Below are 15511 nucleotides of genomic sequence, written 5' to 3'. Positions count from 1 at the left end.
GCCAAAAGGAAGCCCGATGAAGCTGAAAGCCTCACTCCTCACCCTCGCCGTGTTCGCCACCGCCTGCTCGGATTCGGACGGCCCCCAGGTGGACCCCGACGCTGGAACCGCCGAGCCCCTCTACGCCGCCATCACCCAGGTCGCCATCGCTGGTGGAAACACCCAGAGCTACCTGGTGACGTTGGACGACATCGAGAAGGAGCAGACCGTCGGGATTGGCGACGCAATCGAGCTTCCCGCGGACGCGTACATCGCCGCCGGCCTTCCGGGCACCGGCAAGTTCATCGTCAGCAGTTCGAGGCTACCGACGGTGACCCCCTACACCCTCAACGCGGATGGCTCGCTCAAAGCCAGCGATCCGCTTTCGTTCACCAGCCAGGGTGTCGCCGCGACCGGTGGCTATCAGTCCCAGCACTACTTCGTCAGCGAGACGAAGGCCTATTACTTCGACCACGTGAACTACAAGCTGGTCATCTGGAATCCCCAGGACCTCGCCATCATCACGTCCAAGGACCTGACGTCCCAGCTCAAGGACGGCGACTTCTCGTTCCGCTATTCGCAGAGCCTGGCCATCACCGCTGGCGACGACGTCATCATCGCAGGCGGCTGGCACGCCGCGGACGTGAAGACGGTTCCGGCGAAGACGGCGCTGGTCATCGTGGACACGCAGACCGACGAGGTGACCGTCAAGGTCGACAATCGCTGCGGCTGGGCGCGCGACGGCGTCAAGCACACGGATGGGAAGATTTATTACGCCACCGAGTCCCTGGGCAGCGGCGCGCACTTCGTGTCTCCCGGGACCACTGGCGCGCCCTGCATGGTTCGCTTCGATCCCGCGACTGGCGAGTTCGATGCGTGGTCCACCACGCTCGATTCCTTCGTCAACCCCGGGACGGAGGGGGACATCGCCGCCATGCTCCTGCCTGGAGCTCCCGGCAAGGGCTACCTGCGGGTGATGAACAAGGCCGCCGCGCAGTCCGCCTGGGACGCCGCGGTGGCCGCCGAGCGGACGTTCAACGGGCAGAGCGCCGCCGTGGGCGCCTGGTGGAGCCTGTGGGAGGTCACCCTCGGCGACGCGCCGACCGCGACGCCCGTCGTCCGAGACGACCTCGTGCCTACCAACGGCCGCACCATCCCGCAGAATCCTGGTGAGCTCCTGGTGCTGCCGGAGTTCATCAATGACAACGCCCAGACGCGCTTCCGCCTCATGAGCCCCGAGACGGGCCTCGGGGACGCGAAGACGGTCGTCGAGGGCCAGGTGCGCGGCCTCCTCCGGATTCGCTAGCCACCCGCTTGCCGTTCGGAGTCCCCGCCGTGCATGGGCGGGGGCTTCGGTTCATCCGTCATCACCGGGTCTCCCGCCATGAGTCTCTTCATCCCCCTCGCGCTGGCGCGCTCCCTTGGGCTGCGCTTGCTGAACCCGCTGATCGCTGCACGCTTCCACGTGCTCCTCGCGGCGGGTCTGCTGACCGCCAGTTGCGCCTCGGGGCCGGTGCCCCGCGCCGCGCCGGTGGCTCGGGTGGACGGGGCGCCAGTGACGCTCCAGAACACCTTCCAGTTCGATCTCGACTCGACCCACACCGGACGGACCCACCGGTTGTACGTGGCGGTCCCCGAGGGCCCAGCGCCCGCCGCCGGCCATCCGGTCATCTACCTCTTGGATGGCGGTGCGCACTTTCCCACCCTGGAGCGTCTGACACGCGCCCTCCCCAGGCTCGCGCGGGGCTTCGGCGTCGCGGCGGCAACGCCGGTCATCGTCGGGCTGACCTATCCGGGTGACCAGGCCCACAACGACCAGGCACGCGGTGAGGACTACACGCCGCCCGCCCCGAATCTGTCGAACACGGGGGACCGGTTCTCGAAGAAGCAGGGTGGGGCGGATCGCTTCCTGGACTTCCTGAAGAAGGAGCTCGAGCCCGCGCTTGCTTCGAGATGGCCGATCGACGGCTCGCGCACCGCGCTGATGGGCCACTCCTATGGCGGCCTCCTGGTGCTGCATGCGTTCTTCACGAGGCCCACGTCCTTCGACACCTTCATCGCGGGGAGCCCGTCCATCTGGTGGAACGACCGCTACGTGCTCACCGAGAAGAAGGCCTTCCTGGAGCAGTTCGCGCGGACCCCGGTGAAGGCGCGCGTGCTGCTCACGGTAGGAGGACTGGAGCAGAAGCCGCGCAAGAGTGAGGGGACGCGGGGCATGTTCGCCGCCGAGCGGCGGATGGTCGACAATGCCCGTGAGCTCGCCTCGGAGCTCAAGGCCATGGGCGGCGGCGATTTCGCGGTCCAGTACCTGGAGTTTCCCGGCGATGATCACTACAGCGCATGGCTCCCCATGCTGAGCCGTGGGCTGCTCTTCTTCTCCGCCCCCTCGCTGATTCCGGGCGCCGACTGAGCCTGCGCGGGGGGCACCATTCGCCGTGCCCACGCGCAGGTGCGTCTCGCCGCATGACCGGCTGCAGAAGCCATCACCCAACGCGATGCGGAGGGCTGGTTCTTCTCATGCGGCTACGTGCTGTCAGGCACGTAGGACAGCGACCGCTTCGACTTCGAAGAGCATCCCGTCCAGCGCCAGCCGAGGGACGGGAATCAGCGTACAGGTTGGCTTCATGCCGCCGTTCCAGGCAGCGTCCAGCTCGGGGCCGATGATCCGGAGCTTCTCCTCCGTGTGGTCCACCACGAGCATCGTGAGCTTGGCGACATCGCCGACGCCGGCTCCCACGGACTCCAGGGCCGTGCGGATGTTCTGGAACGCCTGTCGCACCTGGAGACGGAAGTCGGGCTGGAGGGCCCCGGTTTCACTCTCCCCACCTTGCCCCGCCAGGTAGATGAGCCGGGTGCCCGGCGCCACCTGCGCCACGTGCGAGAAGCCGTAGGGCGCCGGGTCGAACAGTCCCTTGGGATTCGTCAGGACCAGCGGCGACGTCTTCGAGGGTTCTGCTGTCTGTCCCATGATTCACCTGGATGGATTATGGCGCATGTGTGGCCAGCTATTTCGCGCGGCGCGAGTTCCGGCCGCTCAAGAGCGAGAGCGTCGAGAGCAGGCCCAGCACCGTCAGTCCGCCCCCGGCCTGGGTGCAGCCCTTCTTGGTGTCGACCGGCTCGGGGAGCGGCTCCTCGTTCACGATACCTCCGTCCATCTCGGTCCCCTCATCACCTCCGTCCATCTCGGTCCCCCCATCCGAGCATCCGCGCATCTGGCTCATTCCCACGTTCGCGAACCGTGCCGCGCAGCTCAACTCGAAGTCCACACTCACGGGGGGAAGCGTGATGTTCGCGTGCTCCAGCGTCGCCTTGAGCGTGGCCCGGTGTCGGCCGGGCGGGAGGCTTTCGATTGGCGGCCGGTGGTAGGAATCAGCGCAGCTCACGTAGTCGCAGAATGTATAGAGGAAGAGCAGCTGCCGGTTGTATTCGTAGCGACGCGGCTCGAGGCTCTCCTCACCCGTGGAGGTCAGCCCGCTGTGCTTCGCATACGACCAGGGCTCTCCATCCACCTCCACCGTCCAATGCACCCATGGGAGGAACGGCACCAGCTCCGGTGACGGCGTAAAGCGCAGCGTGGTGAAGTTCCCTTCCACCTGCCTGTCGCCGCAGCTCGAATCCCCGTACACGTTGAAGATACCCTGGCTCGGCGTGTCGGCCGTCAGGGTGCCGGTGGTCGTGGGGAGCGGGAGGGCGGGGCCGGCGGTGAAGGACACGGACTCGGTCTGGGTTGGCTGGAACTGACAGACACCCTTTGCCTCGATGCGGTACGTGGTGCCTGGCACCAGCGGTGCGTCCGGGACCAGCACCTGCGTCTGGTGCGAGCCCTGCGTGACGGTCGCGGGCACCTGCGTTCCATCCGGCAACAGCAGCCGGACGGTGGACGAATCCACGCTCTCCAGCAGCGGAGGCACCGTCACCAGTCCGGGGACGTTCGCGGGCACCACACCTCCGTCCTCGGGGAGGGGAAAGCGCACCCCCACCATGCAGTTGGGCGCGACACAGGCACGCGCCGGCGTGGGAATGAGCAATCCCAGTCCCGTGAGGAACATCCCTACCGCACTCCATTTCCATGTGTTTTCGCGCATTCCTCATTAGACACCGGAACCTGGGGATTGGGATATTGCCCAGGTGTGGTTCCGGGTGTGTGTGACCGGCGAGAAGCGTGCGTTGGTAACGCATTCCGAATCGCCGCTGCCTGGCGCGCGGTCGGCGGCCTGGGCTTCCCTCGGGGTACGCTCCGGGGGCCCATGGGGACCGGGTATCTCGAGGAGCGCGTCGCATGAACCCAGGAGTCTCCATCGTCGCCGACGACACCCGGAGCTGGGGACTGGAGAGCCCTGGCCCTGGGCTGCTGCTGCGCGTGCCCTCCACGGGCCGCTGGGCGCGGCGGCCCTCGGTACATCTGGAAGCCGCTCAGGACTATCGGATCCGGTTGCGCGGCGGGGGCCAGACGCTGCTATGGACCCGCATCGATTCCTACTGGGACCGCGCGGTCTTCGTTCGGGGAACGGCCACCGCTCCCCAAGTCCTGCCGCCGCTGTCCGCCCCCGAGGTTCGGGCCGTGGAGGCCTCACCCGGCTCCGATGCGTGGTGGGATGCCTGGAATTGGCGGGTGGCGCGAGCGCTCGTGGAAGCGCCCCTGCCCGTGCTCCACGCCGGCCACTGGTGCCTGCGCCCCGTGCGCGCCATCGCGGCGGAGAAGGCGGAGCGGCACCCTGTCTCCCCCATGGAGTGGGGCTTTGGTCAGCCTCCGATGCCACCGCACTCGTTGGCCGTCATGGCGCGGTTCCTGTTCGCGTGGACGGAGGACTGGTGGGAGTCGCTGCCGGAACAGCGGCCGGGCGCCGTGCTTGGGCTGCGCGCGCTCTCCGCTTCCGAGGATGGGCGTGCGAAGAGCTGGCGAAAGCGCGCGCGGGACGGGACATTGCCGCCCGTGCTGCTGCTCTTCGTGGACATCCTGGCGAAGTGGGTGGTGCTGGATGGCCATGACCGGCTGCACGCCGCGCTGCTCGAAGGCGTGGCGCCTCCGCTGCTGGGCTTGTGGCCGTTCATTGACCGGCGTCGTTCCGGGAACGCCGTCCGCGAGGAGGGCGCTCTGTTCAGCGCGGAGTTTCAGCTGCGCGCCGGAACGACGCCGGAGACCGTCGACCGCGTCAACCGCATGCTGCTGCTCAATTTCACTCCCGACCCGCGGGGCAGCGTTTCACGCGCCTGGCCGCTCCCGGGCGGACGGGAGACCTGGCGCGAGGAGGTCTCCGCCCGCCGCCGCAGGGGCCAGCTCCCGCTCCTGGAGGACTCCGACTGGTGCTGGCTCGCTTAGCTCCCCACACGGGGCCCTGCGCGAGACCGCGACGGGAGACATGAGAACCATCCGTGACGCATGAATGGGCGCAGCAGCCGGACTTCGGGTAGGCACAGGCGCTTCATGCCTCCGAGCGAAGCACGGTCATCGGGTCCACGCGCGAAGCACGTCGGGCCGGCAGCCAGCTCGCGAGCAGCGCCACGCCGAGCAGGAGGAGGGCCACCACGACGAAGACGAGCGGGTCCGTGGTGCTCACTCCGTACACGAGCCCCGCGAGCACCTGGCTGAGCCCCAGGGCCCCCAGCACGCCGAGCACGATGCCCAGCCCCGCGAGCCGCGCCGCCTGCCGGAGCACCAGCCCCAGCACGTCTTCCGTCGTCGCGCCCAGCGCGAAGCGGATACCGAATTCCCGCGTGCGCTGCGCCACCGCGTAGGACACGACGGCGGCGAGGCCCGCCACCGAGAGCAGCAGCGCCATCGCACCGAAGGCGCCCAGCAGCAGGAGGCTGAAGCGTCTGGGGGCGAGCGAGCCCGCGAGCAATCCCTCCACCGTGGACAGGCGCGAGGGCAGCTCGGGGGCAAGCGCTCGCAGCACCGGCAGCGCCGCGGTGACCAGGGCCGTGGAGCCCATCGGACCGTGCACGGCGAGGTGGAAGCGGGAGGAGGCCCGCAGACGCTGCCGGGAGCCGCCATAGAACATGGGCCTGGGCGCGTCATCCAACCCTTGCTCCCGCACGTCCCCCACCACGCCGACAATGGTGAAGGGACGCAGGTCTCCGTCCATGTTGCCGAACTGAATGAGCTTGCCCAGCGGGTCTTCGTGGGGCCAGCGGGCCTTTGCGAGCGACTCGCTGATGACGGCCACGTGCGGCGCGTCGACGGTGTCGCGCGCATCGAACAGACGCCCGCGCACGAGCGGGATGCCGAGCGCGGCGAAGTAGCCCTCGCTCGCCACGCGGTACTCGGCGGAGCCGGTGCGCTCGGGCTCGTGCGCCAGCCGCCCGAAGTCGTCGAAGTCCCCCACCTCGTCGGGGCGGTTGAGCACGAGGAAGGTGCCATCCCCCGCCGGGCTTCCCTCGAGAGGGAAGTTGCTCACGGCGCCCACCGCGCGCACGCCGGGCAGCGCCGCCAGTCGCGAGAGGAGGTGCTCCTGCTGCTGCACGTTTCGCCGCCCCTGCGCCTCGTCCTTTGCCGGAGGGAGCACGAGGCTGAGCACCGCGACATCCTCGGTGCGATACCCTGGGTCCAGCGAGAGCAGCCCCATCAGGCTCCGCCCGAGCAGCGCCGCGCCCACCAGGAGGACCAATGCGAGCGCGAGCTGTCCCACGACGAGGGCTCGGCGCGTGCGCTCGGCGCTCCCTCCTCCGCTGTGCGTGCGCCCGGCGCCCGCCAGCGCGGCCCCCGGAGGTTGCCGCGCCGCGCGCAGCGCCGTCAGCAACCCCAGCCCCAGTGCGAGCAGCAGCGAGAGCCCGAGGGTGAAGAGGAGCACCGTGGCGTTCACCCCCACCTCGTCGACACGTGGCAGGTGGCCCGGCTCCGCCGCGAGCAGCGCGCGCACGCCCCAGGCGGAAAGCAGGGCCCCCAGTGCGCCTCCCGCCAGTGACAGCAGGAGCGACTCCATGAGGAACCGCCGTATCAACGCGCCGGGCCCCGCGCCCAGGGCCACGTGGATGGCGAGCTCCCGGGAACGGGTGGCCGCGCGCGCGAGCAGCAGGTTCGTGACGTTGGCGCCTGCCACGAGGAGCAGGAAGGCCGCGGCGCCTGACAGCAGGTAGAGCGTGGGCCGTACGCCGCCCACCAGGCTCTCTTGGACGGGCTCCAGGGCGATGTCATGCATCTGTGTGTCGCGGCCGTACTGGGCCTTGTGCTCGCGGGCGATGTGTGTGAGTTCCGCTCGCGCGGCCTGGAGGTCGACGCCGTCCGCCAGCCTTCCCACCACCCGCCAGTTGTGCGCGGTGCGGCTGGGCAGGGGAGCCTCCAGCTCTCGCGGAATCCACAGCTGCGTGCCCACCGGGTAGTCGAAGGACTCGGGCATCACGCCCACCACGGAGAATGCGCGCCCCTCGAAAATGAGGGTGTCCGGCAGGGGCAGCGGCCGTGCGCCCAGGTAGCGCTTCCAGAAGGCGTGGCTCACCATCACCACGGGAGCACCTCCCGCCTGCTGTTCCTCCTCCTCAAAGAGGCGGCCCTGGACTGGCTGCACCGCGAAGGCGGGGAAGAAGTCGCGCGAGGCGCGCGCCAGCGTGGCGAAGGCCGGCTCGTCGGCGCCCGTGACGGCGACGCTCGCTGCTCCCGACACCTGGGCCAGCGCTGAAACGGTGCGAGCGCGCGTCCGCACATCCTCGAAGTTGGGGTCCGAAAACCGCATCGTGTGGCCGTCCGCCGCGCGCTGCGACAACTCCACGAGGCGCTCGGGACGCGGGTAGGGCAGGGGGCGCAGCAGAACCCCTTCCACCACGCTGAAGAGCGCGGTGCTCGCTCCGATGCCCACCGCCAGCATCAGCACACACCCCAGCGTGAAGCCGGGGCTGCGGCCCAGCGAGCGCAGGCTCTGACGCAGTCCACCCAGAACAGAATCCATCGCGACGTCTCCTGGAGCCGGTTGGCGGCTTCCGGAGCGGCTACGTTCTGGCCAGCGGACGATTGCGTGGCTCCCCGCCCATGGTGGTCGCATGCGAACAAGCGGGGAGCTTCATGGAACCGTGAGGCTGTCTGCCCAGGTCCCATGTCACATGGTCTCGTGGCCCCATGCAGACGGAGAATTCCTGGCCCGGCTAGGGCAGAAGCTCGACGTACCCGTCCGTTCCATGCACGCGGATTCGCTGCCCATCCCGGATCAGCCGGGTGGCATGCTCCACCCCCACGACGGCCGGCAAGCCGTACTCCCGGGCGATTACCGCGCCGTGGGTCATCAGGCCCCCTACCTCCGTCACCAGGCCCTTGATTGCGACGAACAGGGGCGTCCAGCTCGGGTCCGTGTAGGCGGTGACCAGGATGTCGCCCGCCTCGATATCGGCCTCCGCCATGTCCAGGATGACGCGGGCCCGTCCCTCGATGGTCCCGGCGGAAACCGGTAGGCCGACCAGCGCGCCAGCTGGCAAATCATCGCGTCGGTACGCCCCGGTGATGACTTCGCCATCCGAGGTGAGCACCCGGGGCGGCGTGAGCGTTTGATACGACCTGAAAGCGTCCTCGCGCTGGCGGATGAGCGGGTCATCCACCTGGTTCGTGCGCACGACGGTGTGGAGCTCCTGGAGCGTGAGGTAGAAGATGTCTTCCTTCTCTCGAAGCACGTGGGCTTGTACGAGGCGCTCGGCTTCTTCCAACAAGGCCTGCTTGTAAACGAAGTAGCGGTTGACGATGCCGTACTTCGGATACTCCCGGTACCCGATGAAGGTCCGGACCCGGTCGATCATCCGCTTGGTTTCTTCGGCCTTCCGCTCCCCGTCCGGCAAGGCCCGCAAGCGCTCCAGCAACTCCTGCTCCTTCTTCCAGGCCTCCTGCCGCCCTTGCTCGAAGCGCCGCTCGCCGGCGCCCGGCTCGAAGTTCTTGATGTTGCCGAGGATGAGGGGCACGAGCGTGGTGGGGCGTTCGCTCCAACGCGGCTTCGTGATGTCGATCTCGCCGACGCAGCGCATGCCGTACTTGTCGAGGTAGGCCTGGATGGCGTCTCGTGCTTCCCGTCCGCCCGCGAGCGTGGCCAGCTCGTCCAGGAATCCCTCGTCCTCGACCTGCTGCAGAAAAGCCACCACGTTTGGATGCGGGCGAATCACATCCGCGACGTCCAGGAGCGCCAGCCCCATCTCCGACGTGACGTTGTGGGGGACGGACTGCGTGAGCGTGTCGGCCGCGTTCTTCTCGCCCAGCCACGCCTGGAGTTGCTCGTTGAGCCACCAGGTGGCCTCGATCGCCGCCATGATGACCTGAAGGCTTTGTGGATCGAACACGAACCGCTTCAGCTCTTGGATGTCCGCCAGGATGAAGTCGAGCAGCGCCGGTCCGGACTTCCTCCGGATTTCGCGCTTCAAGGCGGCGATGGAAGCCAGGCTGCGCCCGATCAGCTCGTCGACAGTGGCCGGATCGGTCTCGGGCGGGGCCGGCGCGCCGCCAGCGGGTTCCTTGCCGGGCTCTTCGTCTGGGCGTGACTGGATGAAATCGCCGCGTCCGAGGATGGTCTCCAACGCGTCCCGGAGCAGCGGATCGAGTTTCCCCAGGGCTTCCAGGAGGCCTGCGCGGCTCGCTGGTGAAGCTAGGTTCTGGGTGACGTCGACGAACAGCCTCCCGCCGGCCTCGTACATCGGCCGCAAGGCTGTCAGTTGGAACAGGGAGAGCCCCAGGGGCTTCATGGCGTCAGTCATCATCTGCTGATGACCGACGGAGACGTAGACGTGGTTCTCCCGGTCACCGGCCGCGGGGATGGGGAACAGCGTGGTGATAGGCCGGCTCTGGACGATCTGGAAGTCATCGTCGACCAGGCACCATTCGATGTCCTGGGGGCAACCGAAGTGCGCTTCGATCCTCCGGCCCAACTGCGCGAGCCGTACGACCTGCGCATCCGTCAGCGCCGGCTGCCGCTGCCGCTCCGGCGCGATTGCTTGTTCGTGCGTCCCGCCTGCCGGCGAGGCGTGGATGGCAAGCTGCTTGGTGGCGACCGACTTGGCGATGACCTCTCCGGCCCGCACCTTGTAGACGTCCGTGTTCACCAGGCCGGAGACCAGTGCCTCGCCCAGGCCGAAGCTGGCCTCCACGGAGGCGACCTTCCGGTTGGAGGTGACAGGGTCGGCCGTGAACAGGATACCGGCCGCCTCCGGGAAGACCATCTGCTGCACGACCACTGCCATGTGGACCTTCCGGTGGTCGAAGCCGTTCCGCAGGCGGTAGGTCACGGCTCGCTCGGTAAAGAGCGAGGCCCAGCACCGGCTGACGTGCTGGAGGATCGCCGCCGGTCCCACGACGTTCAGGTACGTGTCCTGCTGGCCCGCGAAGGAGGCCGTCGGTAAGTCCTCCGCCGTCGCGCTCGAGCGGACGGCGTAGGCGGCTTGCTCGCCGAGCTGGACGAGCGGGCGGGTGATCGCCGCCGCCAACTCGTCAGGGATGACGGTCTCTTCGAGGGTTCGGCGGAGCTCAGCGCTGAGCTCGCGGAGCTGTTCCCGGTCGTCCGGCTTCAGGCGCGATAGTCGTTCGAGCTGTTCGTCGAACGACGGAGCATCCGCCATGACCCGCTGGAAGGCGTCCGTCGTCACGCAATAGCCAGCCGGCACGTGGATGCCCTCGAGCCGCGAAAGCTCCCCCAGATGTGCGCCCTTGCCGCCAACGACCGCGACCTGCGTCTGGTCGATCTCTTGGAGACCCCTCACGTAGCGGCCCATACGCTCACCTCGCTCTGCGCAAGGGCGGCACTCTACTCCGCGCAACGCGCGCGTCAGGCGCCAGTGTCCACGACACGATTGCCGCGCTTCTCACTCGGCTCGAGGTGGCGCATGTGGACGCGCGCTTCGAATGACCGAATTCTGGGGAGGCACAGGGAGGCTCAGAGTCCCTAGCCGACTCATGCGCTCAGCGAGCGCGTACTGTGCAGGAGGTCTTGATGTAGTCCACATCGTCATAATAGGCGCATGTGAAGTACACATCGAGCCTGGCGGTCGCGGTGCAGTCCTGGCGCCCCGTCTGGGCGGTGAGGTCTGTGTCCAGATTCACGCAGTCGCAACTCTTGCAGCTCTCCTTCTTGTTCAGACACACATGGCTCGTCACATCCGTCACGATGGTCGCGCAGTATTGAGTGGCGCGCTTGCAGCTGATGTCGCCACACTCAATGGTCTCTGGGAACGAGTTGGTGTCCCCGTCCCCATCGTCTTCGTTCGAGTCACCACAGCCCACCACCAGCATGGAGAGAAGCACCAGGTACCGCGTCGTCGCCTTCATGTCGTCCGCCCGAGGAGTGATGGGGGCATGAACACCCCCTCCTGACGGGAAGAGACAGGCTGGGCGGCACCGTTGCATGGATTCGACCGCCACCCTCCCGGCTAGAGATGCCGGAGGGGCACGGGGCGGAGGAAAGTGGTTCAGCGAGCTGCCGGATTATCGGGCTGCAACTCCAAGTACATTCGTTCGATGGCCGTCCTGGCACAGTGCACGAATGCGGCGACTTCCGGGCCTCTCCTTGCCAAATCGTCCTGCGTCTCTCCAAGGTAAGATGCCCGCGCACTGCGCACGACACCTTGATGTTCATCCGGCAGGCGTTCAATGACCCACTGGGCCGCAACGTCCTTGGGGGCGATCTCCTCCGTCGACAGGCTGAACCAGATGCGAGCCAGCGCAAGCACCACGGTCCTTTCGTCCCCCCGCCAGTCCGCAGGTTTGTTCCATTGGAGAACGGTGTCGTAGAACGCTCTCGCCAGATCGGCCCGGGGCACGGGGTCGAAGAGGTCGGTTGCTGGCGCGCCCAACAGGCAGATGCTGTGTCTCCTTGCCTTCGCCAGCAAGATTGTCAGGTCGGGGTCCACGATGGGGGGCTGGACGTGGCCAGCTTCCAGTTCTCCGCGCAACCATTCCCCGAATTGAAGTTCGCGCGACGGCGGGTAGCGCCAAGGGACGACCGCATCCCGGACGACAACGGTCACTTCGAGAGGGCGGAGCGATTCACGCGTCATTGGCCATGCCGAGACCGACAGCAGTTCCATGTTCAGCGCGTGTCGAACGGCTTCGGTCAATGGGGCGCTGACGGTTACCAGCAAATCGATGTCGCTGTGTGGTTTCAGCCCTCCATCCACTGCCGAGCCGAAGAGGTGTATGGCCTGCAGCGAACCGGCGAGGTTGCGGCCAATCACTGAGCAGGCGCTTGAAACCTGGTGCGTGATTTCAGTCGGTACGGATGCGTTCATGTCGGCCACCACTGGTAGGGTCCTTGGCTCTACAGTTGTAGCTCGGAAGATGCCCCACGCTCCCCACGAAATCGAATCCGCCGGTCACTGGAACTCGACCCGAAGGACGCCGACGCTGTTCGAATTCTCAAGGAAATCGAGCAGCCCTCGGCCAAGAGCCCCTGAGGACATGCCTGCGCGGCCAGCACGCGATGGTGCCGCCCGAATTATGGATAGGCACAGGCGGGAGCGGGCGGAGCCTTCCCCGCTGTGGCCTGCTCTATTTGGTGCTGGTGGGCGCGACATCGCCGGCGCGCTCGGCGATCGGACGGGCATGGCGGACGAGTGAGAGCAGCACCTTGCCCGGCTCCTCGGCCATCAACTCGTGCGCCGACTGCTCGAACCAGACGAGCTGCTTCGACGGCGCCTTGACGCCCGCGAACCATTCGGCGGCAACCATCGCCGAGACATTGTGGTCGTGGCGTCCGAGGAACAGGATCAGCGGCGTCTTCAGCCGCTTCACATGCGTCAGGTCCGCCGTCAGTACCGCGGAAAGAAGCCGCTCGACCGAAAGTTCCTGCGCCTTCCAGACCTGACGCACCTCCTCGTCGGTGTACTCGGGCGACAGATTCACCGCTGCGGCCTCGAAGCTCGCATCGGGACGCCGATAGGCGGCACCCCCGAAGAAATTGAGCCAGCGGCGCTGGAGCAGGATGTCCTTCAACGGCACCGGCGTCTTGCCAACGGCATAGGGCGCGATCGAGTCGAGGTCGCGGATCGCCTCTGCGTTCTTCGCCGCGCGCGCCTGTTCCATCGTCCAGGCCCAGCCGCGCCGCTCGCTCTCCCGCGCATCGATGCCCTGGGCGGCGCCGATATAGGCGTGGAGCCATTCGGGGTGCTTCTCCGCGAGCGTGAGCCCGAGGAGGCTCCCCCAACTATGGCCGAGGACGAAGATCTTCTCCTTGCCGAAGGTTTGGCGCGCCCATTTGACGAGCTCCTCGGTATCGGCGTGCAGCCGCTCGACTGTGATTGTCGGGGAGACAATGGCCGGATCGTTCGCGACATATGTCTTGCCCGAGCCGCGCTGGTCCCACTGGATGACGGTGAAAAACTCGTCCCAGCCGTGCGCGAAATACCAGCTCGTCGGCATCGCCACCCAGCCGGGGCCGCCATGGAGCACGAGCAGCACCGGATTGCGCAGGTCGCGGCTGCGGATCGAGACCCATTGGTCGATGCCTCCGAGGCGCAGCTTCTCGCTGCGCTCCATCCCTTCGGGCGCCACGACCTTGCGGAGCTCCGCGATGATCTTGACAGCCTCGGCCCGGTCATGAGGGCCCGGCGCATCCTTCGCCTGTGCCTGAATGCTCCCCAGAAGCAGCGCCGCCAACGCTAGCCACGATTCTTTGCGCATCACTCCCCCTCGATTCTGCTCGTGATACCCGTGGATAGCACAAGCCCGAACACCGAGCCGCGGCGTTGGGTTGAGTCCGTTCGACGGGCACGCCGCACGGGCGCCTCGCTCATTCACCTTGACGCACTGCTCATTGTGGTCGTTGGGCGCCTATGACGCGGCGACCGAATCGGGGGGGCCCCACGGCTTCCATGTCCGGCCCTGCCTGGGCGTGCTGTTCGCATCGCCTCCCGCGCGCCAGGTCACCACCGTGAACCCCGTGACTGCTCCATTTCAGCGTCCACCGGGCGATGTCAATATGTCCTACGCGCCCAAGCGTTTCTGCGGCTGACGCGGCAAGGAGGCCCGAAACCAGCCTCCAGGGCCTGTGTTTCATGGAGGAAGTGATGCGATGGTTTGGAATGATGCTGGGGCTCTTGGGGGGCGTGGGGTGCGCCACCGCCACGCGAGGTCTCGCCACCCAGTACAATCCGGAGACGGGGCGGTACGAGACGCCCACGCACGAGGTCGTCTATCAGGTGCCCGCCGAGGACGCGATGATGACGGCCCGGTACATCCTGGAGGAGAGCCGCTATGACGTGATGGAGAAGGAGGGCGGACTGGAGATGTTCTCCTCCTTCATTCCGGAAGCCATCCCCCCCGAGCGCTACTACATCCAGGGGAAGCGGCTCGGGCCCCGGCAGGCACTCGTTCGAGTCTTTCGCATCAGGTACACTCAGGAGGGGGGCGGCTACACTGCGGAGGTAACCGGTCGGTCCAGCGAGCATCTCTCCGTGCCGGGTGCCTTCACCAATATCCCTGGGCTGGAGGGCTACCGGCCGGCGCACGGCTACCGCGACCTGGGTATCGAGCAGGAGCTGCAGGAGCTGCTGGAGATGGCTCCCGCGCTGGAGTTGGTGGGCGGCAATCCCCCCGTTCCCATTCGCTCGGTGGTGATGGAGAGCTGGGGCGAGAAGGATGGGACCACCGCTACCTCCACCGCTCCCGCGTGTGATGCTCCCGTGGCGGGAGCCTCGTCCCTGTTCTCCGCGGGAGGCGTCCTGCTCGTGGCGGATCCCCTGGGCACGCAGGAGGTGCCGTCCGCGGCGCTGCGGATGTTGTGCGAGGCCTCGGCCCAGGAACTGCCGGTGACGCTGGCGCTGTCCATTCCCGTCTCCGAGCAACCGCTCCTCGAGCGCTACCTCGCCAGCGATGGCGATTCAGCGGCCGTTCAGGAGCTCCTCTCGGGGAGCGCTTTCTGGCGCCGGGCATACCAGGACGGGCGCAGCAGCCGCGCCATGCTGTGGCTCGTCGAGCAGGCCCGCCGCTTGCGCGTCTCCGGAAAGGACGTGGGCGTGGCCGCCATCGACTCCGACAATGCCAACGGCAATGAGCGCGAGGCGCAGATGGCCCAGCACCTGCTGAACGCCCAGTCAAAGCGCCCCCAGGCCTGGACGCTGGTGCTCACGGGCAGCGTCCACGCGCGCACTACGGAGGTGAGCTGGGATGGCGACCTCGAGCCCATGGGCTCTCGCGTGGCGCGCGCCCTTCCCGCAGTGCGTGCCCTGGATGTGGGCTTCCAGCGAGGCACCCAGTTCGCCTGCCGCTACAGCGTCTGGGACGAGGAGGTGGAGTGCAACGTCTTCGGCATCAGCCCGACGCTCGAGGCACGGCAGTCCTCCAAGCAGGCCGTTGGCCTGCAGCTCTTCACCTCCCCGCAGCCCCACGGCTTCCACGGCCGGCTCTACCTGGGCGCGCTGAGCGCATCGCCTCCCGCGCTCCAGGTGCCGCGCCAGGACACCCCCGTGGACTCCGTGCCCGCCACGAAGTGACTCGCGGTCTTCCGTGAGAAGCGCCTCAGCCGAGGATGATTGCCGCCATTCGATGGGAGATGATTCAGTGCCTGTATCACCCGCCCAGGCAGCACGATGACCGTGCCCGCCGCACTCACTCGCCTTGACGCATCCATGACGCAGCGAC

Annotated in this window: 11 protein-coding genes; 4 read left to right on the top strand and 7 right to left on the bottom strand. The window is 67.5% G+C overall.

Annotated elements, in window-relative coordinates:
• The first annotated feature begins 16 nt into the window (after positions 1-16).
• Complete coding sequence (locus tag F8M74_RS18410; protein ID WP_141254783.1) at positions 17-1285, top strand: hypothetical protein; 1269 nt, start codon at positions 17-19, stop codon at positions 1283-1285.
• Positions 1286-1363: 78 nt separating this feature from the next.
• The gene (locus F8M74_RS18405; RefSeq protein ID WP_228559981.1) at positions 1364-2389 is read left to right on the top strand and encodes an alpha/beta hydrolase; all 1026 of its coding nucleotides are present in this window, start codon (positions 1364-1366) and stop codon (positions 2387-2389) included.
• Positions 2390-2512: 123 nt separating this feature from the next.
• Here F8M74_RS18405 and F8M74_RS18400 read toward each other — a convergent pair whose 3' ends face one another.
• Both F8M74_RS18400 and F8M74_RS18395 read right to left on the bottom strand, forming a co-directional pair.
• The gene (locus F8M74_RS18400) at positions 2513-2947 is read right to left on the bottom strand and encodes a RidA family protein (protein WP_140861378.1); all 435 of its coding nucleotides are present in this window, start codon (positions 2945-2947) and stop codon (positions 2513-2515) included.
• 37 nt (positions 2948-2984) lie between these two features.
• Positions 2985-4064, bottom strand: a complete 1080-nt coding sequence (locus tag F8M74_RS18395; protein WP_141607771.1) for a hypothetical protein — start codon at positions 4062-4064, stop codon at positions 2985-2987.
• A 194-nt stretch (positions 4065-4258) separates the two neighbouring features.
• Between F8M74_RS18395 and F8M74_RS18390 the strand changes: the two genes are divergently transcribed.
• The gene (locus tag F8M74_RS18390; protein WP_141257610.1) at positions 4259-5299 is read left to right on the top strand and encodes a hypothetical protein; all 1041 of its coding nucleotides are present in this window, start codon (positions 4259-4261) and stop codon (positions 5297-5299) included.
• 103 nt (positions 5300-5402) lie between these two features.
• On the opposite strand, the gene F8M74_RS18385 is transcribed toward F8M74_RS18390, so the two are convergent.
• The 5 genes from F8M74_RS18385 to F8M74_RS18365 form a co-directional block, all read right to left on the bottom strand.
• Complete coding sequence (locus F8M74_RS18385) at positions 5403-7862, bottom strand: ABC transporter permease (RefSeq protein WP_141257609.1); 2460 nt, start codon at positions 7860-7862, stop codon at positions 5403-5405.
• A gap of 193 nt (positions 7863-8055) precedes the next feature.
• The gene (gene rph, locus F8M74_RS18380; protein ID WP_141257608.1) at positions 8056-10650 is read right to left on the bottom strand and encodes a rifamycin-inactivating phosphotransferase; all 2595 of its coding nucleotides are present in this window, start codon (positions 10648-10650) and stop codon (positions 8056-8058) included.
• 187 nt (positions 10651-10837) lie between these two features.
• Entirely contained in the window at positions 10838-11203 is a 366-nt protein-coding gene (locus F8M74_RS18375) for a hypothetical protein (RefSeq protein ID WP_141257607.1), read from the bottom strand.
• Between the two features lie 140 nt (positions 11204-11343).
• Positions 11344-12162: an AadA family aminoglycoside 3''-O-nucleotidyltransferase gene (locus tag F8M74_RS18370; protein ID WP_141257606.1), complete on the bottom strand. Its 819-nt coding sequence runs from the start codon at positions 12160-12162 to the stop codon at positions 11344-11346.
• Between the two features lie 259 nt (positions 12163-12421).
• Positions 12422-13552 (bottom strand): alpha/beta fold hydrolase, encoded by a 1131-nt coding sequence (locus tag F8M74_RS18365; RefSeq protein WP_171410472.1) that lies wholly within the window; start codon positions 13550-13552, stop codon positions 12422-12424.
• A 386-nt stretch (positions 13553-13938) separates the two neighbouring features.
• Between F8M74_RS18365 and F8M74_RS18360 the strand changes: the two genes are divergently transcribed.
• A complete protein-coding gene (locus F8M74_RS18360; RefSeq protein ID WP_228559985.1) occupies positions 13939-15363 on the top strand; it encodes a hypothetical protein in 1425 nt (474 codons plus the stop codon).
• Positions 15364-15511: the final 148 nt, after the last annotated feature.

The sequence above is a fragment of the Myxococcus sp. CA023 genome, from assembly GCF_010998615.1.
Taxonomy (GTDB): Bacteria; Myxococcota; Myxococcia; order Myxococcales; family Myxococcaceae; genus Myxococcus.
The sequence above is the reverse complement of the archived record's forward strand: the minus strand, read 5'-3'. Positions and strand labels throughout refer to the sequence as shown.

Excerpts from the sequence above, each read along its gene's own strand:
- F8M74_RS18410 (WP_141254783.1), top strand. The coding sequence starts at position 17 with ATGAAGCTGAAAGCCTCACTCCTCACCCTCGCCGTGTTCGCCACCGCC.
- F8M74_RS18405 (WP_228559981.1), top strand. The coding sequence starts at position 1,364 with ATGAGTCTCTTCATCCCCCTCGCGCTGGCGCGCTCCCTTGGGCTGCGC.
- F8M74_RS18400 (WP_140861378.1), bottom strand. The coding sequence starts at position 2,947 with ATGGGACAGACAGCAGAACCCTCGAAGACGTCGCCGCTGGTCCTGACG.
- F8M74_RS18395 (WP_141607771.1), bottom strand. The coding sequence starts at position 4,064 with ATGCGCGAAAACACATGGAAATGGAGTGCGGTAGGGATGTTCCTCACG.
- F8M74_RS18390 (WP_141257610.1), top strand. The coding sequence starts at position 4,259 with ATGAACCCAGGAGTCTCCATCGTCGCCGACGACACCCGGAGCTGGGGA.
- F8M74_RS18385 (WP_141257609.1), bottom strand. The coding sequence starts at position 7,862 with ATGGATTCTGTTCTGGGTGGACTGCGTCAGAGCCTGCGCTCGCTGGGC.
- rph (WP_141257608.1), bottom strand. The coding sequence starts at position 10,650 with ATGGGCCGCTACGTGAGGGGTCTCCAAGAGATCGACCAGACGCAGGTC.
- F8M74_RS18375 (WP_141257607.1), bottom strand. The coding sequence starts at position 11,203 with ATGAAGGCGACGACGCGGTACCTGGTGCTTCTCTCCATGCTGGTGGTG.
- F8M74_RS18370 (WP_141257606.1), bottom strand. The coding sequence starts at position 12,162 with ATGAACGCATCCGTACCGACTGAAATCACGCACCAGGTTTCAAGCGCC.
- F8M74_RS18365 (WP_171410472.1), bottom strand. The coding sequence starts at position 13,552 with ATGCGCAAAGAATCGTGGCTAGCGTTGGCGGCGCTGCTTCTGGGGAGC.
- F8M74_RS18360 (WP_228559985.1), top strand. The coding sequence starts at position 13,939 with ATGCGATGGTTTGGAATGATGCTGGGGCTCTTGGGGGGCGTGGGGTGC.